The sequence below is a fragment of the Mycolicibacterium chlorophenolicum genome (assembly GCF_001044235.1).
GTDB lineage: Bacteria > Actinomycetota > Actinomycetes > Mycobacteriales > Mycobacteriaceae > Mycobacterium > Mycobacterium chlorophenolicum.
In genome coordinates this window covers 36931-57601 of sequence record NZ_JYNL01000060.1, presented here as the reverse complement: position 1 = coordinate 57601, position 20671 = coordinate 36931, and the positions used below count along the sequence as shown (strand labels likewise).

Below are 20671 nucleotides of genomic sequence, written 5' to 3'. Positions count from 1 at the left end.
CACGCTTGCGTGCAGACCGATGCCGCCAGCCTAGCCGTCGGGAGCCGCGGGTACGGCCGCCACTCGTGTCAGTCGGTGGGGTCGGGCAGGACGCGCAGGTGCCCGCGGCGACGCCCGTGGGGTTCGGGCCGGCGCACGGGCGGGGCCATCAGCGCGCCGCCCTGGGCGCCGCTGACGGGATCGGTGAAGGCGGAGAATCCGGCGACCGGTCCGGCCGGGGCCTCCCGGCCCTCGCGCACCGCGTCGGCGAGCGCGACCAGGTCGTCGTCGTCGGGGTGGGTCGGCAGCGGTCCGGCGTGGCGGACCAGTTCCCAGCCGCGGGGGGCGGTGATGCGTCCGGCGTGCATGACGCACAGGTCCCAGGAGTGCGGCTCGGACACGGTGGCCAGCGGGCCGACGACGGCGGTCGAGTCGGAGTAGACGAACGTGAGCGTCGCGACCGCATAGTGGGGGCAGCCAGGCCGGCAGCAGCGACGGGGAACATTCACGAACGAGAGGTTATCGTGCGGATTCGCCCGGATCGCGGCGGACACGCGCAGCCGTGAGGGGCCCGAAGCCCAACCGTTACGATCTTTTTCGTGACCGCGCACAACCACCGGGGGTCCCGGCGTGGCCGCGGAATGCGTGGACCGCTGCTGCCTCCCACCGTTCCGGGCTGGCGCAGTCGTGCGGAGCGTTTCGACATGGCGGTGCTGGAGGCCTACGAGCCGATCGAGCGACGCTGGCAGGACCGGGTGGCGACGCTGGACGTCGCGGTCGACGAGATCCCCCGCATCTCGCCGAAGGACCCGGACAGTGTGCAGTGGCCGCCGGAGGTCATCGCCGACGGGCCGATCGCGCTGGCCCGGCTGATCCCGGCCGGGGTGGACGTCCGCGGGAATTCCACCCGGGCGCGAATTGTGTTGTTCCGCAAGCCGATCGAGCGACGGGCGAAGGACACCGTCGAGCTGACCGAGCTGCTGCATGAGCTCCTGGTGGCGCAGGTGGCCACCTATCTCGGCGTCGAGCCGTCGGTGATCGACCCGACGATCGACGACGACTAGACGACGACTAGATGATGCCGCGCTTGATGCGCCGGCGCTCCCGCTCGGACAGTCCGCCCCAGATGCCGAAGCGCTCGTCATGGGCCAGGGCGTATTCGAGGCACGCATCGCGCACCTCGCAGCCCTGGCAGATGCGCTTGGCTTCGCGGGTCGAGCCGCCCTTCTCCGGGAAGAAGGCCTCGGGGTCGGTTTGCGCGCACAGAGCACGCTCCTGCCACTGGTCCTCTTCGGTTGCCAGCTCGTCGTCGATCGGGTCGGGCACCACGCTCAGTTGCGGGCGTCCCCCGATGCTCGCGGCTACCGGTCCGGTCTGGATGTGCGGCGCACTTCCCACCGAGCCGAGGAGCCTGCTGTCAAAATGCACCGAATTGCCGAAATCGGCGTGCTCAAATGCCATGTTCCCCTCCTCCACAGGTCTCGTAGATCCGTTGTATGCCAGCCCCACTATTACTCTGTGTGGCCACCCAATTCGAACAAGTGATCGAATCTCGGTCTGCGACACCGGAACCGGCCGGAGAACCGCGAATGACACTGGTGTGATTACACACGCGTTAGCTGTCGCGGTCAAGCGCTAGAACAGGAATTCATACCATTCCGTGACACAAATACGGCGCGTCGCGTTGTGGCGTGTCTGTCACTCCGGCGATCCGAGCCCTCCCGGGCGCGGGCCGCAGCGCGGTGCGCCTAGTCTCGGTCGGTGTGAAGGTCACTGTTCTCGTCGGCGGCGTCGGTGGTGCGCGCTTCCTCCTGGGTGTCCAATATCTGTTGGGGCTGGGGCAGTTCGGTACTCACGATACCGATGAGCATGATGTGACTGCTGTGGTGAACGTCGGCGACGACGCCTGGATGTTCGGCGTGCGGATCTGCCCGGATCTCGACACCTGCATGTACACCCTGGGCGGCGGCATCGATCCCGAGCGGGGTTGGGGGCACCGCGACGAAACGTGGCACGCCAAGGAGGAACTCGCCGCCTACGGCGTGCAGCCCGACTGGTTCGGTCTCGGCGACCGCGATCTGGCCACCCATCTGGTGCGCACCCAGATGCTGCGCGCGGGCTATCCGCTGTCGCAGGTGACCGAGGCACTGTGCCGGCGCTGGAACCCCGGCGTGCGGCTGCTGCCCGCCAGCGACGACCGCAGTGAAACCCACGTCGTGATCACCGATCCCGAGGACGGGGAGAAGAAGGCCATCCACTTCCAGGAGTGGTGGGTGCGCCACCGCGCCCAGGTGCCCACCGACAGCTTCGCGTTCGTCGGCGCCGACAACGCCACGGCCGCACCGGGTGTCACCGAGGCGATCGAGGGTGCCGATGTGGTGCTGATCGCCCCGTCGAATCCGGTGGTGAGCATCGGGGCGATCCTCGGCATCGGCGGTGTCCGCGCCGCGCTGCGCGCCACCGAGGCCCCGGTGATCGGCTACTCCCCCATCATCGCGGGAAAGCCGTTGCGCGGCATGGCCGACGCGTGCCTGACGGTGATCGGCGTCGACAGCACCTCCGAGGCGGTGGGCGCGCACTACGGCGCCCGGTCGGGCACCGGCATCCTCGACGGCTGGCTGGTGCACTCCGGGGACGACGCGGTGGTCGAGGGTGTGACGGTGCGCTCGGCGCCGCTGCTGATGAGTGAGCCGGCCGTCACCGCCGAGATGGTGCGGGCCGGGCTGGATCTGGCCGGGATCACGCTGTGAGCGACCACGGCACGTCGGCGCGCGTGGAACTGCTGCCGGTCCCCGGGCTTCCGGAGTTCCGGCCCGGCGACGATCTGGGCGCGGCGATCGCCGAGGCCGCGCCGTGGCTGCGTGATCACGACGTCGTCGTCGTCACCAGCAAGGTGCTGTCCAAGTGCGAGGGCCGCATCGTCGACGCACCCGCCGATCCCGAGCTGCGGGACACGTTGCGCCGCAAGCTGATCGACAGCGAGGCGGTGCGGGTGCTGGCCCGCAAGGGTCGCACGCTGATCACCGAGAACGCGATCGGGCTGGTGCAGGCCGCCGCCGGGGTGGACGGATCCAACGTCGACTCGCACGAACTCGCCCTGCTGCCGGTCGATCCCGACGGCAGCGCCGCGGCGTTGGTCGCCGCGCTGCGCGAGCGGCTCGGCGTCGAGGTCGGCGTCGTCGTCACCGACACGATGGGCCGGGCCTGGCGCACCGGGCAGACCGACGTCGCGATCGGCGCGGCCGGCCTGCAGGTGCTGCACGGCTATGCCGGCGAACACGATCAGCACGGCAACGAGTTGATCGTCACCGAGATCGCGGTTGCTGACGAGATCGCGGCGGCGGCCGACCTGGTGAAGGGGAAGCTGACGGCGGTGCCGGTCGCGGTGGTGCGCGGGCTGACGCTGCGCGACGACGGATCGAACGCCCGCACGCTGGTGCGTGCCGGCGAGGAGGACCTGTTCTGGCTCGGCACCGAGGAGGCTCTGGCGCTGGGCCGGTCGCAGGCGCAGTTGCTGCGCCGCTCGGTGCGCAGTTTCAGCGACGAACCCGTCGCAGCGGAACTCATCGAGGCCGCGGTCGGTGAGGCGCTGACCGCCCCCGCGCCGCATCACACCCGACCGGTGCGGTTCGTGTGGGTGCGCGACAGCGCGGTGCGGGTGCGGCTGCTGGACCGGATGAAGGAGCAGTGGCGGGCGGACCTGTCCGGCGACGGGCGGGACCCCTCGTCGGTGGAGCGCCGGGTCGCGCGCGGGCAGATCCTCTACGACGCGCCCGAGCTGGTGATCCCGTTCATGGTGCCCGACGGCGCGCACACCTATCCGGATGCGCAGCGCACCGCGGCCGAGCACACGATGTTCACGGTGGCGGTCGGCGCGGCGGTGCAGGGGCTGCTGGTCGCGCTGGCGGTGCGCGGGGTGGGCAGCTGCTGGATCGGGTCGACGATCTTCGCGCCGGATCTGGTGCGCGCCGAACTGGATCTGCCGCCGGATTGGGAGCCGTTGGGGGCGGTCGCGATCGGATACGCATCGGACGGGCAGGCGTCTCCGCGCGCGCCGGTGCCGACCGACGGCCTGCTGGTGGTCCGGTGAGTCGCGGGGTATCAGGTCACTCGTGAGTCTTCATCAGTCGGCGATCGACACCCTCACCGCGTGGCGGCCGGCCGACCCGGCGCAGGAGTCGATGCGCCACGCGCTGCTGGCCTTCCTCGACGCCAACGCGAAGGCCTGCCTGCGCGAGTCGGTGCCGGGCCACATCACGGGCTCCGCGCTGGTGGTCAATCATGCGGGCACGCACGCGTTGTTGACGTTGCATCCGCGGTTCCAGCGTTGGCTGCAACTCGGCGGGCACTGCGAGCCGGAGGACGCGACGCTGGTCGCGGCGGCGCTGCGGGAAGCCACGGAGGAGTCCGGCATCGAGGGCCTCTTCATCGACGAGCTGCCGACCGCGGTGCACGTGCATCCGGTGACCTGCTCGCTCGGCGTGCCGACCCGTCACCTCGACGTGCAGTTCGTGGCGCGCGCGCCGAAGGGTGCGGAGGCCGAGCGCAGCGAGGAGTCGCTGGATCTGCGCTGGTGGCCGCTCGACGACCTGCCCGACTCGAGCGATTTCGGCCTCACGCAGCTCGCCACCCTCGCGAGAGTGCACCTCACCCCCGCCGCGGAATAGCATTCCTGGCTGCGAAATCGGCTTATCCACAGCCATGGCTTCTCGTGCGCTGAGGCCCCCGGCGAAGACCGCATGCTCTTTTCATGGGGGACGTCATCGTCGGTTCGCAATCCGTGCTCGCAGGCACCATCACTCGGGCGTCGTTGCGGTGGAACTACCGCGCGATCTTTCCCGACATCTACGTGCCCAAGGACGTCGAGCCCACGCTGGCGGTTCGCACGAGGGGTGCGTGGCTGTGGTCCCGTCGCCGCGGAGTGATCACCGGACGAGCCGCCGCGGCGCTGCACGGCGCGCGATGGGTCGACGACGCGACTGAGATCGAGTTGCTGTGGGCCAACAATTACTGCCCCGAAGGCATCATCACCCGACGGGAGCGCATCGCGCCCGATGAGATCGTCTGGATCGACGGTATGCCGGTCGCGACGCCTGCCCGCACGGGCCTTGATCTCGGCCGCTACCTTCCCCGCAACATCGCCGTGGCGCACCTCGATGCACTCGCCTCCACCACGGGGGTGACTGCTGAGGAGATCCTGGGACTCACCTATCGCTACAAGGGCAGGCACGGCGTGCGACTGTGCCGCGACGCAGTGGAGCTGATGGATGCCGGCGCGCAGTCACCGCAGGAGACTCGATTGCGACTTCTGTTGATCGACAGAGGCTTTCCACCGCCGCGAACGCAGATTCCGGTGGCCGACCAGTACGGCTTCGAGTTCGCGTACCTCGACATGGGCTGGGAGGATCTGCTGATCGCGGTCGAGTACGACGGCGATCACCACCGTACGGACACCGATCAGTACCGCTGGGATGCGCGGCGTCTGCGCAAGCTGGCCGACGCGGGATGGATCGTCATACGAGTGATGGCCGGCGATCGCAACGACGAGGTCATCGCCTGGGTGAAACAGGCGGTGGCCCGCCGTCAGAGAGAAGCCATGGCTGTGAAAAAGCCCGCATAGCAGCCAGGAATGCTATTCCGCGGCGTGCGACGTTCGCGGAGGAGGCAAAGCGCCGCCGAGTCAGATGTCCGTCGAGAAGCGGATGCCGCCGTCGGGGATCGTGATGCCCGGCCACACCCGCGCGCCGCGCAGCAGTTCGCAGCGGGCGCCGATGTCCGCGCCGTCGCCGATCACGCCGTCGCGAATGAGTGCCCGCGGCCCGATGTGCGCGCCGAAGCCGATGATCGACCGCTCGATCACCGCGCCCGCACCCACCTTCACGCCGTCGAAGATCACCGCGCCGTCGAGCCGTGCGCCTCCGGCGATCTCCGCGCCGCGCCCGATCACCGTGCCGCCGATCAACAGCGCACCCGGCGCCACCGACGCCCCGTCGTGCACCAGCTTCTCGCCGCGCTGATGCGTCAGTGCCGGCGACGGCGCGATGCCACGCACCAAATCCGCTGAGCCGCGGACGAAGTCCTCGGGTGTGCCCATGTCGCGCCAGTAGCTGGAGTCGACGTAGCCGCACACCTTGTAGCCGTCGGTCAGCAGCCCTGGGAACACCTCACGCTCCACCGACAGCGCGCGCCCCTTCGGGATCCGATCGATCACCGACCGCTTGAAGACGTAGCAGCCGGCATTGATCTGATCGGTCGGCGGGTCCTGCGTCTTCTCCAGGAAGGCCGTCACCCGGTCATCGGAATCCGTTGGCACACAGCCGAAAGCACGCGGATCGCCGACGCGCACCAGGTGCAGCGTGACGTCCGCATCGTTGTCGGAATGCGAGGCCAGCAGCGCCCGCAGGTCGCATCCGGAGAGCACGTCGCCGTTGAAGACGACGGCCGTGTCGTGCCGCAGCCGCGATGCGACATTGGCGATTCCACCGCCGGTACCCAACGGCTCGTCCTCGACGACGTAGTCGATCTGCAGCCCGAGCTTGGACCCGTCACCGAACTCGGCTTCGAACACGCCCGCCTTGTACGAGGTTCCGAGCACGACGTGTTCGATGCCCGCCTCGGCGATCCGCGACAGCAGATGAGTCAGGAACGGCAGCCCGGCGGTCGGCAGCATCGGTTTGGGCGCCGAGAGCGTCAACGGCCGCAGTCGAGTTCCCATGCCGCCCACCAGGATCACTGCGTCGACGTCGGCCGGATTCACCATCAGCTCTGCCCTTCCTTCCGTCGGGCTCGAAGAGAACTCCGCACGACCAGCCGTGACCGCGCCCCCAATGCCCCCCGGAACGCCCACCGTAACGGTGCCTGCCACCGTCGCGGGTACCGATCCGCGAGAAAAGTGTAGGTGCTCTCATGGTGGGCTGCCAGGTTGCGAGCGGGGTCGCGGCCGGTGGAGTGGCCTTTGTCGTGCAACACCTCCGCCGAGGGCACGTAGACGTTCTGCCAGCCGGCCCGGCCGAGTCGATCGCCGAGGTCGACGTCCTCCATGTACATGAAGTAGCGCTCGTCGAAGCCGGAGATCTCCGCGAACGCCGCGCTGCGCAGCAACAGGCACGATCCCGACAGCCAGCCGACGGCCCGTTCGCTGGGGTCTTCGCGCTCCTGGCGGTAGACGGCGGTCCACGGGTTCGACGGCCAGATCGGGCCGACGACGGCGTGCATGCCGCCCCGGATGATCGACGGCAGGTGCCGGGCGGACGGATACACCGAGCCGTCGGGGTCGCGGATCAGCGGTCCCAGCGCGCCGGCGCGTGGCCAGCGTCCCGCCGCCTCGAGCAGCTGGTCGATGCTGCCCGGCCCCCACTGCACGTCGGGGTTGGCGACGATGAACATGTCGGTCGCGGCGGGCAGTCCGTATTCGGCGACGGCCCGGTTGATCGCCGAGCCGTAACCGAGGTTGCCGCCGGTGCGCAGCAGGCGTGCGTTGGGGTAGCGGTCGACGGCCTCTTCGGGTGAGCCGTCGGTGGAGCCGTTGTCGGCCATGATCACCGTCACTGGCCGCTCGGTGGCATGGGCCAGCGACGCGAGGAAAAGGTCGAGGTGGGGCCCCGGCGAGTACGTCACGGTCACGACGAACAGTTCGTCGCTCACGCGGGGGCCATCCATCTCACGGCGTAGAGGGTAACCGGCCCAGAGCGTCGGCCAACGCGTCGCGCCATCCCCGCAGCGGCGTCAGCCCGGCGCGCGCCGAGCCTTCGGCGGACAACGCCGAGTACGACGGACGCGGCGCGGGCCGCGGATGCAGGTCGCTGCTGACGGGCCGCACCCGCGCCGGGTCGGCCCCGAGCAGCGAGAAGACGGCCTGGGCCTGCTCGAACCGGCTGACCGCGCCGGCGTTGGCGGCGTGCAGCACCGGCCCGCGCACGCCGCCGCCGGCGATCTGCAGCAGCGCCCGGCACAGGTCGCCGACGTAGGTCGGGGAGCCGATCTGGTCGGCGACGACGTCGACGGTGTCCGACCCGGCGGCCGCGCGCCGCATGACGGCGGCGAAGTCCTTCCCGTCGCCGCCCTCGTAGATCCAGGCGGTGCGCACCACGTAGGCCGACGGCAGCGCGGCCAGGACGGCCTGCTCGCCGAGCAGCTTGGTGCGCCCGTAGACCGACAGCGGTCCGGTCTCGTCGTCGATGTCGTACGGGCGCCGCGCCCCGGACGCGCCGAACACGTAGTCGGTGGAGATGTGGATCAGCGTCGCCCCGGCCCGCGCGCAGGCCTGCGCGACGTTGCCGGCGCCGGTGGCGTTGACCGCGTGCGCCCGGTCGGGCTCGGCCTCGGCCTGGTCGACCTGGGTGAACGCCGCGCAGTTGACGACGACGTCGCCGGGTGAGACGAAGTCGTCGCCCGGTCCGGTGATGTCCCACTCCGACGAGGTGAAGGCCTGTACGTCATATCCGGTGGACGCGGCCTGACCTGCCAGAAAGCGTCCGACCATGCCGCCTGCGCCTGTGATCACGATCCGGTCAGCCATAGGTAGCGAGTGTGGCACGCCGGGGTCGGCTCCCCCGTCTGCCGTCCACCCGCCAGTAGCCTGGGCGGATGCCTGCAGCTCAGCTGACCCGTGTCGTCTCCGTGGTCGTGGCGTTGGCCATCGTGGTCAGCACCGGGGTCGCGTGGGGCAAGATCCGGTCGTTCGAGTCGGGCATCAACCACGTCAGCCCGGTCGCGCTGGGCGAGGGCGGCGAGGACGGCGCGATCGACATCCTGCTGGTCGGCATGGACAGCCGCACCGACGCGCACGGCAACCCGCTCAGCCAGGAGGAGCTCGCGACGCTGCGCGCCGGCGACGACGTCTCCACCAACACCGACACCATCATCCTGGTGCGCATCCCGAACAACGGGCGTTCGGCGACGGCGATCTCGATCCCCCGCGACTCCTACGTGGAGGCGCCCGGCATCGGGAAGATGAAGATCAACGGCGTCTACGGCTCGGTGCACCTGGAGAAGATGAAGGAGCTCGTCGAGCAGCAGGGCGAGGACCCCGCGGTCGCGGAGAAGGAAGCCACCGAGGCGGGCCGCGAGGAGCTGATCAAGACGGTCGCCAACCTCACCGGCGTCACCGTCGACCACTACGCCGAGATCGGCCTGCTGGGTTTCTCGTTGATCACCGACGCCCTCGGCGGCGTCAATGTGTGCCTCAAAGATGCTGTCTACGAACCGCTTTCGGGTGCCGACTTCCCGGCCGGCTGGCAGAAGCTGGACGGTCCGCAGGCGCTGAGCTTCGTGCGGCAGCGCCACGATCTGCCCCGCGGCGACTTGGACCGCGTCACCCGTCAGCAGGCGTTCATGGCGTCGTTGGCGCACGAGGTGATCTCCAGCAAGACGCTCTCGAGCCCCGCGACGCTGAACCGGCTCGAGGACGCGGTGCAGCGTTCGGTGGTGCTCTCCGACGGCTGGAACATCATGGACTTCGCCGATCAGCTGACCAAGCTGTCGGGCGGCAACGTTGCGTTCGCCACCATCCCGATCGTCGAGGAGGCGGGCTGGAGCGACGACGGCATGCAGTCGGTGGTGCGGGTGAATCCGTCGGAGGTCAAGGACTGGGTGAGCAGCCTGCTGCACGACCAGGACGAGGGCAAGACCGACGAGATCGCCTACAGCAATGACAAGACCACTGCCGACGTCATCAACGACAGCGACGTCAACGGCCTGGCCGCCGCGGTGTCGCAGGTGCTGACGAGCAAGGGCTTCGCGGCGGGAAACACCGGCAACAACGAGGGCGCCAAGGTCGCCAACAGCCAGGTGCAGGCCGCCAAGAGCGACGACATGGGCGCCCAGGCGGTGGCCAAGGCGTTGGGTGGGCTGCCGGTCGTCGAGGACGCATCGGTGCCGCCGGGCACCGTGCGGGTCATGCTGGCCGCCGATTACACGGGCCCGGGGTCGGGCCTGGACGGCACGGACGTCGCACTGTCGGCGCCGGTGACGAACGCGTCCGGGGGTGGAGAGGCGCTGCCGACGGCGTCGCCGATCATCACGGCCGGTTCCGACGACCCAGCGTGCGTCAACTGATGACCAATCTGGGCTCGGCGATCCTCGACCCGTTGCTGGCCCGCAACCCGGCCGGTCCGCGCATCACCTACTACGACGACGCGACCGGTGAACGCATCGAGTGTTCGACGGTGACGCTGGCGAACTGGGCCGCCAAAACTGGGAACTTGCTGCGCGACGAGCTGGGGGCCGCCGCGGGCACACGCGTGGCGGTGCTGCTGCCTGCGCACTGGCAGACCGCGGCGATGCTGCTGGGCATCTGGTGGGTCGGCGCAGAGGCGGTGCTCGGAGATGGTGACGCCGATCTTGCGGTGTGCACCGAGGGCCGACTCGATGAGGCCGACGCCGCGGTCAGCGGCGGCGAGGTGGCCGTGCTGTCGCTGGACCCGTTCGGCAAGCCGGCCGCGAATCTTCCTGTGGGCGTGACGGATTACGCGACGGCGGTGCGGGTGCACGGGGATCAGATCGTGCCCGAGCGCCAACCGGGTCCCGCACTGAACGGACGGTCGGTGGACGACGTGCTCGCCGCGGCGCGTGCGGTGGCCGATCGGCAGGGGCTGACCGCCGACGACCGGGTGCTGTCGTCCGCGCCGTGGGACACCGCCGACGACGTGATCGCTCACCTGCTGGCGGCGTATGTCGCGGGGGCATCTCTGGTGTACGTGGCCAACGCGAACCCGTATTTGCTGGACCGTCGGCGCGAAACCGAGAAGACAACACGCGGCTGAGGCCCGATATCAATTTGTGACGCGAATCTGCCGTTGTGGCGAACTTCCGCCCGAGCCTGGGTAACATCATTTGTAGGCCGACATAATTGACACAATCGTAACTGTGACCTTATCGTTTGCATAACCACAAGCTGTTCACAGCTTCGTCGTTCAGACTCTGCCTGACGGAGAGTGACAGTTTTGGCAAAGACGGTTCGCGATGTCCCCCGTCGGGACCGTCAATAAGGAGAGGCGCCGATGGAGTCGACCGTTTCCGCACTCGCGGTCCTCGCCGTACTGACGGCTTGGCACCTACGCAACCGTCGGCACCCCGGGTGGTTGGCCAGCCCCGATGGCCGGTTTTACATCTTCTGCGGCTACGCCCTGGTGGCCATCGCCGCGTACTGGCTCCAGGAGGCGCCAACCGCGACCGCGTGGGAGTGGGCATTCGGAAACCTGTGGGCGCTCGCCGGGATGGTCGCCCTGGTGCTTGGATTCGGTCACCTCAACCGCGTCACCGCCGAGCATGCGCTCGCGTCGCAGGCGGTCGAGACTCTCGCGCCCTCCGACGCCTCGGCGAATTAAGCCGGTACGTCTAGCGAAAGCACGGCGTCGACTAACCTCGACCCGTGCACGCAGTCAATCGCCCTGCCCTGAATTCTGATGTGCTGCGCGCGTCGATCGCCGGCACCGAATGGCGACGCGTCGATGTGGTCGAGGAGACGGGCTCGACGAACGCCGATCTCGTCGCCCGCGCCGGCCGCGGTGAGGACATCGCGGGCGCGGTGCTGCTGGCCGAGCACCAGACCGCCGGACGGGGCCGCCACGGGCGCAGCTGGTCGGCTCCCCCGCGGACGCAGATCTCGATGTCCTTCGCCGTCGACACCACCGACGTCCCCGCTGACGGCTGGGGTTGGCTGCCGCTACTGACCGGCCTGGTGGTCTGCCAGACGGTGCGTCAGCACTACGGCGTCGACGCCACGCTCAAATGGCCCAACGACGTCCTGGTCGCCGGCGGCAAGCTGGCCGGCATCCTCGCCGAGGTGGCGGGGTCGGTCGTCGTCGTCGGGCTGGGGCTGAACGTCAGCCTCGACCCCGACGAGCTTCCCGACCCGAATGCGGTGTCGCTGACCATGCTGCAGCACGACGCCGACCGCACCGAGCTGACGGCGGCGCTGCTGGATGCGCTCAGTGAGCGGGTACGGCAGTGGCGTGCCGCCCACGGCGTCGACGGACCGCTGGGCGCGGACTACCGCAGTGTCAGCTCGACGATCGGCACGCAGGTACGCGCGCTGCTGCCTGGCGGCGACGAAATCGTCGGCATCGCAACGGGTATCGATGACAGCGGTCGGCTGGTAATCGATCGCGACGGCACGCTGGTGACGGTCTCGGCGGGCGACATCACGCACCTGCGCCCGGCGAGCTAGGGCAGGCGCGCGCTCCCCCGCGATCGTGCATTCCTTGTAGCCACAGTGCGCGCGGCGCTACGAAGAGTGCACCCTCGCGGGCAGAAAATAGGGGCATTTGCCCCATGCCGTCGCCATCGCGCCGGTTCACCATCGGGACATGACTCGATTCCTGACGCTCTGCTACGGCGCTGTCAGCTACGTGCTGTTCCTCGCCGTGTTCGTGTACGCGATCCTCTGGGTCGGCGATCTGGGCGTGCCCCGCTCCGTCGACCACGCCGTGCAAGCCCCGTGGGGGCAGGCCGTGGCCATCGACGTGGTGCTGCTGACGCTGTTCGCCGTGCAGCACAGTGTGATGGCGCGGCCGGCGTTCAAGCGATGGTGGACCCGCTTCGTCCCGCAGCCCATCGAACGCAGCACCTACGTGCTCGCCGCGAGTGCTGTTCTCGCGCTGGTGCTCTGGCAGTGGCGGGAGCTGCCGACCGTCGTATGGGAGGTGAGTTCACCGCCCGCGCGGTGGGCGATCTACATGGTGTTCTGGCTTGGCTGGGCGGTCGTGCTCGCGTCGACGTTCATGATCAACCACTTCGAACTCTTCGGGCTCAAGCAGGTGTTCGCGGCCTGGCGTGGCCACAGCCAGGCCGAGACGGGGTTCCGCACGACGCTGTTCTATCGCGTGGTGCGCCACCCGCTGAATCTCGGCTTCATCGTGGCCTTCTGGGCGGCGCCGACCATGACAGTGGGCCACCTGCTGTTCGCGTCGGTGACGACGGCGTGGATCTTCCTGGCCATGTGGCTCGAGGAGCGCGATCTGCTGGCGAAGCTCGGCGGCCGCTATGCCGCGTACCGCGAGACGGTGCCGATGATCGTGCCGCGGCCGCCCAAGCCGCGGGTAACCCACGCACGCCCAGCGAGCTGACCCCGCACGCGGAAGCGCATTCCTGGCTGCGATGTTTCGCTCACAGCAGCCAGGAATGCTATTCCGCGGCAACAGAATTACTTCAGCAGGGCCCGGCTCATGACGACGCGCTGGATCTGGTTGGTGCCCTCGTAGATCTGCGTGATCTTGGCGTCGCGCATCATCCGCTCGACCGGGAAGTCGATGGTGTAGCCGGCGCCGCCGAACAACTGCACCGCGTCGGTGGTCACCTCCATCGCGACATCGGAGGCCAGGCACTTCGACGCCGCCGAGATGAAGCCGAGGTTCCCCTCGCCCCGCTCGGCGCGTGCCGCGGCGCTGTAGACCATCAGCCGTGCGGCTTCGACCTTCATCGCCATGTCGGCGAGCATGAACTGCACCGCCTGGAAATCGGCGATGCTCTTGCCGAACTGCTTGCGGTCCTTGGTGTATTCGATCGCCGCGTCGAGTGCACCCTGCGCGATACCGACCGCCTGCGCGCCGATGGTCGGGCGGGTGTGGTCGAGTGTTGCCAGCGCGGTCTTGAAGCCGGTGCCGGGATCGCCGATGATCCGGTCGCCCGGGATGCGGCAGTTCTCGAAGTACAGCTCGGTGGTCGGCGAGCCCTTGATGCCGAGCTTGCGCTCCTTGGGTCCGATCGTGAAGCCCTCGTCGTCGACGTGGACCATGAACGCCGAGATGCCGTTGGCACCCTTGTCGGGATCGGTGACGGCCATGACTGTGTACCAGCTCGACTTGCCACCGTTGGTGATCCAGCACTTGGCGCCGTTGAGGATCCAGTCCTCGCCGTCGGCCTTGGCGCGGGTGCGCATCGCGGCGGCGTCGCTGCCGGCCTCACGCTCGGAGAGCGCGTAGGACGCCATCGCCTCACCGGAGGCGATCGAGGGCAGCACCTTCTTCTTCAGTTCGTCGGAGCCGCGCAGGATCAGCCCCATGGTGCCGAGCTTGTTGACCGCCGGGATCAGCGAGGCCGACGCGTCGACGCGCGCGACCTCTTCGATGACGATGCACGCCGCCACCGAGTCGGCACCCTGGCCGTCGTACTCCTCGGGTACGTGCACCGCGTTGAAGCCCGACGCCACCAGCGCATCGAGTGCCTCCTGCGGGAACCGCGAGTTCTCGTCGACGTCGGCGGCGTAGGGAGCGATCTCCTTCTCCGCCAGCGCGCGGATCGCGTCACGCAGCTCCTGGTGTTCCTCAGGCAACTGGAACAAATCGAACGACGGATTTCCGCCCCATCCAGCCATCATCATCTCCTTGCTACTCGCCGGTAACTTTACCGTGCTTGCACTGCGACGCGAAGTCCGCCCGTCCGCCCTCTCAGCCGAAGCTCAGCGACGGACATGGTTACTTCTCAACTTCCCTGGTTACTCTCCGAAACATGCAGGTGTACATCGATGGCCCAGCCCTTCGCCGTACCGCGCACTGCGAGTGTGGCTGGAACGGTACTCGCCATGTTCTGCGCGCATCGGCGGTAGTCGATGCGGGCGTGCACGCAGCGCAGACGGGTCACATCCAGGCCGCGGCTGCGGTCCAGAGCGCCGAGCCGGTCGTCGTCCTCCGGGCGTCCTGACCAATCCTGTTCCGTCACGCCTTGGTTAGTGTGACGAACATCACAGCTGCCCAAATTGGCGCACGACCACGGGCCCCAAGGGCCCGCATCAGAGTTTGCCAAGCAACCGTTGACGCTCACGTCAGCAATAGCTCGCGAGAAGGCGAGCGACCGGCCGAGCAGCCACAATCGCGCCTTGTTGACGCGGTCAGCGAAATCTAGTCGCCCAGCAGCCGCTGCCGCAGCGCCGAGTCCTTCTCCAGCACCATCTTCTCCAGCCCGGCCTGGAAGTCCGCCATCCGCGACCGCAGTTTGGGGTCGGACGCCCCGAGGATCCTCACGGCCAGGAGCCCCGCGTTGCGCGCCCCGCCGATCGACACCGTCGCCACCGGCACCCCGGCAGGCATCTGCACGATCGACAGCAGGGAATCCAGACCGTCCAGCCGCGCCAACGGCACCGGGACCCCGATCACCGGCAGCGGTGTCGCCGAGGCGACCATGCCCGGCAGATGCGCCGCTCCCCCGGCCCCGGCGATGATCACCTCGATACCGCGGCCTGCCGCCTCCTGCGCGTAGCTGAGCATGCGCGCTGGCGTGCGGTGCGCGGAGACGACGCCGACCTCGAACGGGATGTCGAACTCGGCGAGCGCCTCCGCGGCGTCCGACATCACCGGCCAGTCGCTGTCGCTGCCCATGATCAAGCCGACCCGTGGCGTCATGCGGGGGTCCTCTCCGTTCGGGGTACGGCAGCACTCTACTGAGCCGCATCCGATGGTGTCGCCGCAGACACTGAAACGACCACAAGTATGTGCGGCGGGACATTGCCAGCGCGGCAGGCCACTGGCGACACTCGCACCATGACTTCTGTAACCCCGGTCACACCGCTGCACCGCGAGGACGCGCGAGCCACCCGCGACATCCTCGACCCCGCGACCACCGCCGTCATCGACACCGTCCCCGAGCACACCGCCGCCGACGTGCACGCCGCGGTGGCCCGCGCCAAAGCCGCCTTCGAAACCGGTCCCTGGCCGGCCATGGTCCGCAGCGAGCGCGCGAAGCTGCTGCTGCGCATCGCCGACGCGATCGAGGCCAACTCCGAGCGGCTGTTCCGCCTGGAGACCCGTAACAACGGACGGCCGATCACCGAGACCCGCGCGCAGCTGTCCCGGGTGCCGGAGTGGTTCCGCTACAACGCGGGTCTGCTTGTCGCGCAACGCAATGCGGTGCTGCCCGGCGACGGCCCCTATCTGACCTATCAGCGTCGGCAGCCGCTGGGCGTGTGCGGCATCATCACGCCGTTCAACCACCCGATGCTGATCCTGGCGCGCAGCCTGTCGGCTGCCCTGGCCAACGGGAACACCGTGGTGGTCAAGCCGTCCGAGCTCACCCCGCTGACGACGCTCGCGCTCGCCGAGATCCTCGCCGAGACCGGCGTGCCGGACGGCGTGGTCAACGTCGTGACGGGTGGCCGCGAGGCCGGTGTCGCGCTGACCGAGCATCCCGACGTCGCGAAGATTACGCTGACCGGCGGCACCGAGGCCGGTCGTTCGGCGTCGGTGGCGACGGCCGCACGGTTCGCCCGGATGACCGCCGAGCTCGGTGGCAAGACGCCGGTGGTGGTGTTCGACGACGTCGATCCGGTGACCGCGGCCGAAGGGGCGGCGTTCGCGGCGTTCATCGCCGCGGGCCAATCCTGTGTCGCCGGTTCGCGATTCCTGGTGCAGCGCAGCATCTACGACCGGTTCGTCGACGCGCTGGCGGCCCGCGCGAAGAACATCCGCGTCGGTGACCCGAGTGAGCCCGGCACCCAGATGGGCCCGGTGATCAGCGCCCGCCAGCGCGACAAGATCGTCGCGCTGATCCGCACCGGGGTCGACGAGGGCGCCCGGCTCGCGGCCGGCGGCCCACCCGAGCTGCCGGCCCACCTTGCAGACGGCTTCTTCGTCGCGCCCACCGTGTTCGCCGACGCCACGATGGACATGACGGTCGCGCGGGAGGAGATCTTCGGCCCGGTCGCCGTGGTGATCGCCTTCGACACCGAGGCCGACGCGGTCGCGATGGCCAACGACAACCTCTACGGCCTCGGCGCCGGGGTGTGGACCACCGACGTGGCGCGGGCGCACCGGGTCGCCGACGCGATCGTGGCCGGCATGGTGTGGGTCAACGACCACCACCGGCTGGAACCGTCGCTGCCCTGGGGCGGTGTCAAGGAATCCGGCATCGGAAAAGACGCGGGCACAGAGTCTTTCGACGACTTCTCGTGGGTGAAGACGATCGTGGTCCGGACGTCGGATTCGTCCGTCGACTGGTACGGCGCCTCCGCCGAGACCCGGCTGAACTGACAGGAGCAGCGCATGACCACCAAGACGCAACCACGTTCCACCTGGCAGAAAGAGATCACCCGCACCCAGTGGCTGGTGCTCGCCGGGACGACGCTCGGATGGGGCCTGGACGGTTTCGCCGGCAGCCTCTACGTGCTGGTGCTCGGACCCACGATGACGGAGCTGCTGCCCAACAGCGGGATCGGCGTCACCCCGTCGGCCATCGGCCTGTACGGCGGCCTGACGGTGACGATGTTCCTGCTGGGCTGGGCGGTCGGCGGCATCTGCTTCGGCATCCTGGCCGACTATTTCGGCCGCACCCGGGTGCTGTCGCTGGGCATCCTCACCTACGCGGTGTTCACCGCGCTCGCCGCGTTCTCCGAAACGTGGTGGCAGCTGGCGCTTCTGCGGTTCATCGCGGGTGTCGGATCCGGGGTGGAGGCGCCCGTCGGCGCCGCGCTGATCGCCGAGACGTGGCGCAACCGGTTCCGTGCCCGCGCGGGCGGCATCATGATGAGCGGCTACGCCGGCGGGTTCTTCGTCGCCGCAGCGGTGTACGCCGCGCTCGGCCACTACGGCTGGCGTCTGATGCTGGGCCTCGCGGTGCTGCCGGCGCTGCTGGTCTGGTTCATCCGCCGCTACGTGCCCGAGCCCGAGGAGGTCGGCGCGCATCTGGACCGCCGCCGAGAGCGGAAGCGCCGCAACGAGAAAGACACGTTCGTCCTCAAGCGACTGTTCAGCAAGCCGCTGCTGACCCCGACGCTGGTGTGTACCGCGTTGGCGACGGGCTCGCTGATTGCGTTCTGGAGCGTGTCGACGTGGTATCCGCAGATCATCCGGCAGTTCACCGCGTCCGGCGGGCTGCCGAAGGAGACGGCCGATCACCGGGTCGCGATCGCCTCGATGCTGTTCAACGCCGGCGGCATCGTCGGCTACGCGCTGTGGGGTTTCCTGGCCGATGCGTTCGGGCGGCGCAAGACGTTCGGGTTGTGCTTCGCGGTCTCGGCCGCGGCGATCGTGGCGACATTCGCGTTCGACCGCACCTATACCGAGTACCTGATCGCGATGCCGATCCTCGGCTTCGGGTTGTTCGGCGCGCTGTCGGGCACGTTCATCTACGGCCCGGAGCTGTTCCCGGTCAGTGTGCGGGCGACGGCGTTGGCGGTCTGCAACAGCGCGGGCCGGTTCGTCACCGCGTTCGGGCCGCTGGTCGCGGGCGTCATCGCGGTGTCGTGGTTCGACGGGAACCTCGGCCTGGCCACCGCGTCGGTCGCGGCGCTGGGTGTGGTCGCGGTGATCGGCCTGGCCTTCGCCCCCGAAACCCGCGGCATGCCGCTGCCGGCGGAGCCGCACGCCGAGGAGAGCGTCCGATGAGCACCCATCTGTTCGATCCGTTGACGTTGCGGGACATCACCTTTGCCCACCGCGTGTGGATGTCGCCGATGATGCAGTTCGCCGCGGTCCCCGACGGGCCGGAGACGGGCGCGGCTACCGACTGGCACCTCGCGCATCTGGGGGCGCGCGCGGCCGGCGGGGCGGCGCTGGTGATGACGGAGGCGACGGCGGTCCTTCCCGACGGTCGCAGCAGCGACTACGACCTGGGCCTGTGGAACGACACCCAGGCCGAGGCCCTGCGGAGAATCACCGCGTTCATCCGGTCACTCGGCGCCGTCCCGGGCATCCAGCTGGTGCACGCCGGCCGCAAGGGTTCGACGGGCCGGCCGTGGCCGGATCCCGATCGCACCCAGAACAGTTGGCCGACAACGGCTCCCAGCCCCAACGCGTTCGGCCGCCTGCCCGAGCCGGCTGAACTGACCGAAGAGGACATCGCCCACATCGTGACGGCCTTCGGCGCGGCGGCCGCCCGCGCCGCGCACGCCGGCTTCCAGGTGCTCGAATTGCACGGCGCGCACGGCTATCTCATCCACCAGTTCCTGTCCCCGCAGGCCAACCACCGCACCGATCGCTACGGCGGGTCGTTGGCCAACCGGATGCGGTTCGCCACCGAGGTGGTCGACGAGGTCCGGCGGCACTGGCCCGACGCGCTGCCGCTGTTCTTCCGCACCTCGGCCACCGACTGGCTCGCCGGCGACACCGATGACGAGCGCCCCGGCTGGACCGTCGACGACGCCGTCGAACTCGCGGCGGTACTCAAAGACCGGGGCGTCGACCTGGCCGATGTCTCCAGCGGCGGCATCGTGCCCGACGCGCCGATCACGGTCGGGCCGGGCTATCAGGTGCCGTTCGCGCAGGCGGTCCGCGCCAAGGCGGGCATCCCGACGGCCGCGGTCGGGCTGATCACCGACGCGGAGCAGGCCGAGACCATCGTGGCGAGCGGCCAGGCCGACGCGGTGTTCCTCGGCCGGGAGCTGCTGCGCAATCCGGCATGGCCGCGCCAGGCCGCCGCCACGCTGGGGCATAAGCTGCCTCATCCCCCGCAGTACACGCGGGCGTTCACCTGACAGATCAGGCGTGCGGGTCCCAGCCGTCGGTCCACTCGGCATGGGAAAGCCAGTGCGCGGCCCGCTCGGCGCGCTCGCGCAGCGACTCCCAGTCGTCGCCGACGATGTTGACGTGGCCGATCTTGCGGCCGGGCCGCTCCTCTTTGCCGTAGAGGTGCACCTTGGCCTCGGGCAGCCGCGCGAACAGGTGGTGCACGCGCTCATCCATCGACATGTCCGGGACCGGGTCAGCCCCGATCACGTTGCCCATCACCGTGTAGGGCGTCAGCGGCGACGTGTCGCCCAGCGGGTAGTCCAGCACCGCGCGCAGGTGCTGCTCGAACTGCGACGTGCGGGCGCCGTCCATGGTCCAGTGCCCGGAGTTGTGCGGGCGCATCGCGAGCTCGTTGACCAGCAGCGCACCGTCGGAGGTCTCGAACAGCTCCACGGCCAGCACCCCGACCACGCCCAGTTCGGACGCCAGCCGCAACGCCAATTCCGAAGCGGCAGAAGCCACCTCAGAGGGCAGCGAGGGCGCCGGCGCTATCACCGTCACGCAGATGCCGTCCTCCTGCACGGTCTCGACCACGGGCCACGCCGCGCCCTGCCCGAACGGGGACCGCGCGACCAGCGCGGCCAGCTCGCGGCGCATCGCCACCTTCTCCTCGACCATCACCGGCACGCCGTCGGCCAGGTAGCGCGCGACGATGTCGCGGGCGTCCTCGGGGGTGTCGGCCATGACCACGCCGCGGCCGTCGTACCCGCCGCGGATGGTTTTGATGACCACCGCTCCCCCGACCTCGATCGCGAAGGCCTCGGCCTCACCGGTGCTCGTCACAGATGCAAACCGCGGAACGGGCGCGCCCAAATCAGACAGCCGCTGGCGCATCACCAGCTTGTCCTGGGCGTGCACCAGCGCCGACGGGGGCGGGTAGACGGGCACACCGTCGGCGACGAGCTTCTCGAGCAGCTCGGTGGGGACGTGCTCGTGGTCGAAGGTCAGCGCGGTGGCCCCGTCGGCGACGCGGCGCAGCGCGTCGTAGTCGGTGTGGTGGCCCAGGACGACGTCGGGCGACACCTGGGCGGCGGACTCGTCGCTGCGCACGGCCAGTACCCGCAGCGTCTGGCCCAGCGCGATTGCCGCCTGGTGGGTCATGCGGGCGAGTTGGCCGCCGCCGACCATCGCGACGACGGGGTGGGGGGATCCGGTTCGTGGCACGCCGTACATCGTGTCATGACCTACACCACATCGTTGACCTGCGGTTACTGCGCGCTTGGGTGTTTGGCAGGTTGGTTCCGTAGACTCGCTCC

General features: G+C 69.3%; 22 protein-coding genes. 13 read left to right on the top strand and 9 right to left on the bottom strand.

The window, feature by feature from the left end:
- Positions 1–68: 68 nt before the first annotated feature.
- Positions 69–488: a DUF3499 domain-containing protein gene (locus MCHLDSM_RS21925; protein WP_048416842.1), complete on the bottom strand. Its 420-nt coding sequence runs from the start codon at positions 486–488 to the stop codon at positions 69–71.
- Between the two features lie 132 nt (positions 489–620).
- Here MCHLDSM_RS21925 and MCHLDSM_RS21920 point away from each other — a divergent pair, with 132 nt between their 5' ends.
- The gene (locus MCHLDSM_RS21920; RefSeq protein WP_043406597.1) at positions 621–1043 is read left to right on the top strand and encodes a metallopeptidase family protein; all 423 of its coding nucleotides are present in this window, start codon (positions 621–623) and stop codon (positions 1041–1043) included.
- A gap of 7 nt (positions 1044–1050) precedes the next feature.
- On the opposite strand, the gene MCHLDSM_RS21915 is transcribed toward MCHLDSM_RS21920, so the two are convergent.
- Positions 1051–1314 carry a WhiB family transcriptional regulator gene (locus MCHLDSM_RS21915; protein ID WP_172506368.1) on the bottom strand — a complete coding sequence of 88 codons (264 nt, stop codon included), beginning with the start codon at positions 1312–1314 and terminating at the stop codon, positions 1051–1053.
- A 476-nt stretch (positions 1315–1790) separates the two neighbouring features.
- On the opposite strand from MCHLDSM_RS21915, the gene cofD reads away from it, so the two are divergent.
- The 4 genes from cofD (at position 1791) to MCHLDSM_RS21895 (ending at position 5599) form a co-directional block, all read left to right on the top strand.
- On the top strand, positions 1791–2729 hold the full coding sequence (cofD, locus tag MCHLDSM_RS21910; RefSeq protein WP_234714152.1) for a 2-phospho-L-lactate transferase: 939 nt from the start codon (positions 1791–1793) through the stop codon (positions 2727–2729).
- Positions 2726–4069, top strand: a complete 1344-nt coding sequence (locus MCHLDSM_RS21905) for a coenzyme F420-0:L-glutamate ligase (protein WP_048471995.1) — start codon at positions 2726–2728, stop codon at positions 4067–4069. Before cofD ends, MCHLDSM_RS21905 begins: the two co-directional genes overlap by 4 nt.
- Before the next feature lie 22 nt (positions 4070–4091).
- Complete coding sequence (locus MCHLDSM_RS21900) at positions 4092–4646, top strand: NUDIX hydrolase (protein ID WP_048471994.1); 555 nt, start codon at positions 4092–4094, stop codon at positions 4644–4646.
- An 83-nt stretch (positions 4647–4729) separates the two neighbouring features.
- Positions 4730–5599, top strand: a complete 870-nt coding sequence (locus tag MCHLDSM_RS21895; protein ID WP_048471993.1) for an endonuclease domain-containing protein — start codon at positions 4730–4732, stop codon at positions 5597–5599.
- A 60-nt stretch (positions 5600–5659) separates the two neighbouring features.
- Here the strand turns inward: MCHLDSM_RS21895 and manB are convergent, their stop codons facing one another.
- From manB to rfbD, 3 genes are read right to left on the bottom strand one after another with little or no spacing between them, the layout of a single operon-like run.
- Entirely contained in the window at positions 5660–6739 is a 1080-nt protein-coding gene (gene manB, locus MCHLDSM_RS21890) for a mannose-1-phosphate guanylyltransferase ManB (RefSeq protein WP_048416808.1), read from the bottom strand.
- Positions 6739–7623, bottom strand: coding sequence for a glycosyltransferase family 2 protein (locus MCHLDSM_RS21885; protein WP_048472025.1), 885 nt, complete (start codon positions 7621–7623; stop codon positions 6739–6741). Before MCHLDSM_RS21885 ends, manB begins: the two co-directional genes overlap by 1 nt.
- Positions 7624–7639: 16 nt before the next feature.
- Positions 7640–8497 carry a dTDP-4-dehydrorhamnose reductase gene (gene rfbD, locus MCHLDSM_RS21880; RefSeq protein ID WP_048471992.1) on the bottom strand — a complete coding sequence of 286 codons (858 nt, stop codon included), beginning with the start codon at positions 8495–8497 and terminating at the stop codon, positions 7640–7642.
- Between the two features lie 68 nt (positions 8498–8565).
- On the opposite strand from rfbD, the gene MCHLDSM_RS21875 reads away from it, so the two are divergent.
- From MCHLDSM_RS21875 to mddA, 5 genes are all read left to right on the top strand, one after another.
- The gene (locus MCHLDSM_RS21875; RefSeq protein WP_048471991.1) at positions 8566–10035 is read left to right on the top strand and encodes an LCP family protein; all 1470 of its coding nucleotides are present in this window, start codon (positions 8566–8568) and stop codon (positions 10033–10035) included.
- The gene (locus MCHLDSM_RS21870; RefSeq protein ID WP_048471990.1) at positions 10035–10742 is read left to right on the top strand and encodes a TIGR03089 family protein; all 708 of its coding nucleotides are present in this window, start codon (positions 10035–10037) and stop codon (positions 10740–10742) included. The genes MCHLDSM_RS21875 and MCHLDSM_RS21870 overlap by 1 nt, the downstream gene beginning before the upstream one ends.
- A 237-nt stretch (positions 10743–10979) precedes the next feature.
- Positions 10980–11306, top strand: a complete 327-nt coding sequence (locus MCHLDSM_RS21865; protein ID WP_048471989.1) for a hypothetical protein — start codon at positions 10980–10982, stop codon at positions 11304–11306.
- A 44-nt stretch (positions 11307–11350) separates the two neighbouring features.
- Positions 11351–12148, top strand: a complete 798-nt coding sequence (locus tag MCHLDSM_RS21860; RefSeq protein ID WP_082169021.1) for a biotin--[acetyl-CoA-carboxylase] ligase — start codon at positions 11351–11353, stop codon at positions 12146–12148.
- 139 nt (positions 12149–12287) lie between these two features.
- Positions 12288–13046: a methanethiol S-methyltransferase gene (gene mddA / locus MCHLDSM_RS21855; protein WP_048471988.1), complete on the top strand. Its 759-nt coding sequence runs from the start codon at positions 12288–12290 to the stop codon at positions 13044–13046.
- 77 nt (positions 13047–13123) lie between these two features.
- Here the strand turns inward: mddA and MCHLDSM_RS21850 are convergent, their stop codons facing one another.
- The 3 genes from MCHLDSM_RS21850 to purE all read right to left on the bottom strand — a co-directional run bounded on the left by MCHLDSM_RS21850 (position 13124) and on the right by purE (position 15317).
- Positions 13124–14293 carry an acyl-CoA dehydrogenase gene (locus MCHLDSM_RS21850; RefSeq protein WP_048472023.1) on the bottom strand — a complete coding sequence of 390 codons (1170 nt, stop codon included), beginning with the start codon at positions 14291–14293 and terminating at the stop codon, positions 13124–13126.
- A 107-nt stretch (positions 14294–14400) separates the two neighbouring features.
- Positions 14401–14637 carry a hypothetical protein gene (locus tag MCHLDSM_RS37815; protein ID WP_131722674.1) on the bottom strand — a complete coding sequence of 79 codons (237 nt, stop codon included), beginning with the start codon at positions 14635–14637 and terminating at the stop codon, positions 14401–14403.
- Between the two features lie 179 nt (positions 14638–14816).
- The gene (gene purE, locus MCHLDSM_RS21845; protein WP_048471987.1) at positions 14817–15317 is read right to left on the bottom strand and encodes a 5-(carboxyamino)imidazole ribonucleotide mutase; all 501 of its coding nucleotides are present in this window, start codon (positions 15315–15317) and stop codon (positions 14817–14819) included.
- Positions 15318–15455: 138 nt separating this feature from the next.
- Between purE and MCHLDSM_RS21840 the strand changes: the two genes are divergently transcribed.
- Genes MCHLDSM_RS21840 through MCHLDSM_RS21830 form a run of 3 tightly spaced genes read left to right on the top strand, consistent with a single transcriptional unit; the run spans position 15456 to position 19381 of the window.
- Positions 15456–16940, top strand: coding sequence for an aldehyde dehydrogenase family protein (locus tag MCHLDSM_RS21840; protein WP_048471986.1), 1485 nt, complete (start codon positions 15456–15458; stop codon positions 16938–16940).
- Between the two features lie 12 nt (positions 16941–16952).
- Positions 16953–18293 carry an MFS transporter gene (locus MCHLDSM_RS21835; protein WP_048471985.1) on the top strand — a complete coding sequence of 447 codons (1341 nt, stop codon included), beginning with the start codon at positions 16953–16955 and terminating at the stop codon, positions 18291–18293.
- Entirely contained in the window at positions 18290–19381 is a 1092-nt protein-coding gene (locus tag MCHLDSM_RS21830; RefSeq protein WP_048471984.1) for an NADH:flavin oxidoreductase/NADH oxidase, read from the top strand. The genes MCHLDSM_RS21835 and MCHLDSM_RS21830 overlap by 4 nt, the downstream gene beginning before the upstream one ends.
- 4 nt (positions 19382–19385) lie before the next feature.
- Here the strand turns inward: MCHLDSM_RS21830 and MCHLDSM_RS21825 are convergent, their stop codons facing one another.
- Complete coding sequence (locus MCHLDSM_RS21825) at positions 19386–20588, bottom strand: 5-(carboxyamino)imidazole ribonucleotide synthase (RefSeq protein ID WP_048471983.1); 1203 nt, start codon at positions 20586–20588, stop codon at positions 19386–19388.
- Positions 20589–20671: the final 83 nt, after the last annotated feature.

Coding starts and splice junctions, on each gene's coding strand:
- MCHLDSM_RS21920 (WP_043406597.1), top strand. CDS start 621: ATGCGTGGACCGCTGCTGCCTCCCACCGTTCCGGGCTGGCGCAGTCGT.
- MCHLDSM_RS21895 (WP_048471993.1), top strand. CDS start 4,730: ATGGGGGACGTCATCGTCGGTTCGCAATCCGTGCTCGCAGGCACCATC.
- manB (WP_048416808.1), bottom strand. CDS start 6,739: ATGGTGAATCCGGCCGACGTCGACGCAGTGATCCTGGTGGGCGGCATG.
- rfbD (WP_048471992.1), bottom strand. CDS start 8,497: ATGGCTGACCGGATCGTGATCACAGGCGCAGGCGGCATGGTCGGACGC.
- MCHLDSM_RS21875 (WP_048471991.1), top strand. CDS start 8,566: ATGCCTGCAGCTCAGCTGACCCGTGTCGTCTCCGTGGTCGTGGCGTTG.
- MCHLDSM_RS21870 (WP_048471990.1), top strand. CDS start 10,035: ATGACCAATCTGGGCTCGGCGATCCTCGACCCGTTGCTGGCCCGCAAC.
- MCHLDSM_RS21865 (WP_048471989.1), top strand. CDS start 10,980: ATGGAGTCGACCGTTTCCGCACTCGCGGTCCTCGCCGTACTGACGGCT.
- mddA (WP_048471988.1), top strand. CDS start 12,288: ATGACTCGATTCCTGACGCTCTGCTACGGCGCTGTCAGCTACGTGCTG.
- MCHLDSM_RS21850 (WP_048472023.1), bottom strand. CDS start 14,293: ATGGCTGGATGGGGCGGAAATCCGTCGTTCGATTTGTTCCAGTTGCCT.
- purE (WP_048471987.1), bottom strand. CDS start 15,317: ATGACGCCACGGGTCGGCTTGATCATGGGCAGCGACAGCGACTGGCCG.
- MCHLDSM_RS21840 (WP_048471986.1), top strand. CDS start 15,456: ATGACTTCTGTAACCCCGGTCACACCGCTGCACCGCGAGGACGCGCGA.
- MCHLDSM_RS21835 (WP_048471985.1), top strand. CDS start 16,953: ATGACCACCAAGACGCAACCACGTTCCACCTGGCAGAAAGAGATCACC.
- MCHLDSM_RS21830 (WP_048471984.1), top strand. CDS start 18,290: ATGAGCACCCATCTGTTCGATCCGTTGACGTTGCGGGACATCACCTTT.
- MCHLDSM_RS21825 (WP_048471983.1), bottom strand. CDS start 20,588: ATGTACGGCGTGCCACGAACCGGATCCCCCCACCCCGTCGTCGCGATG.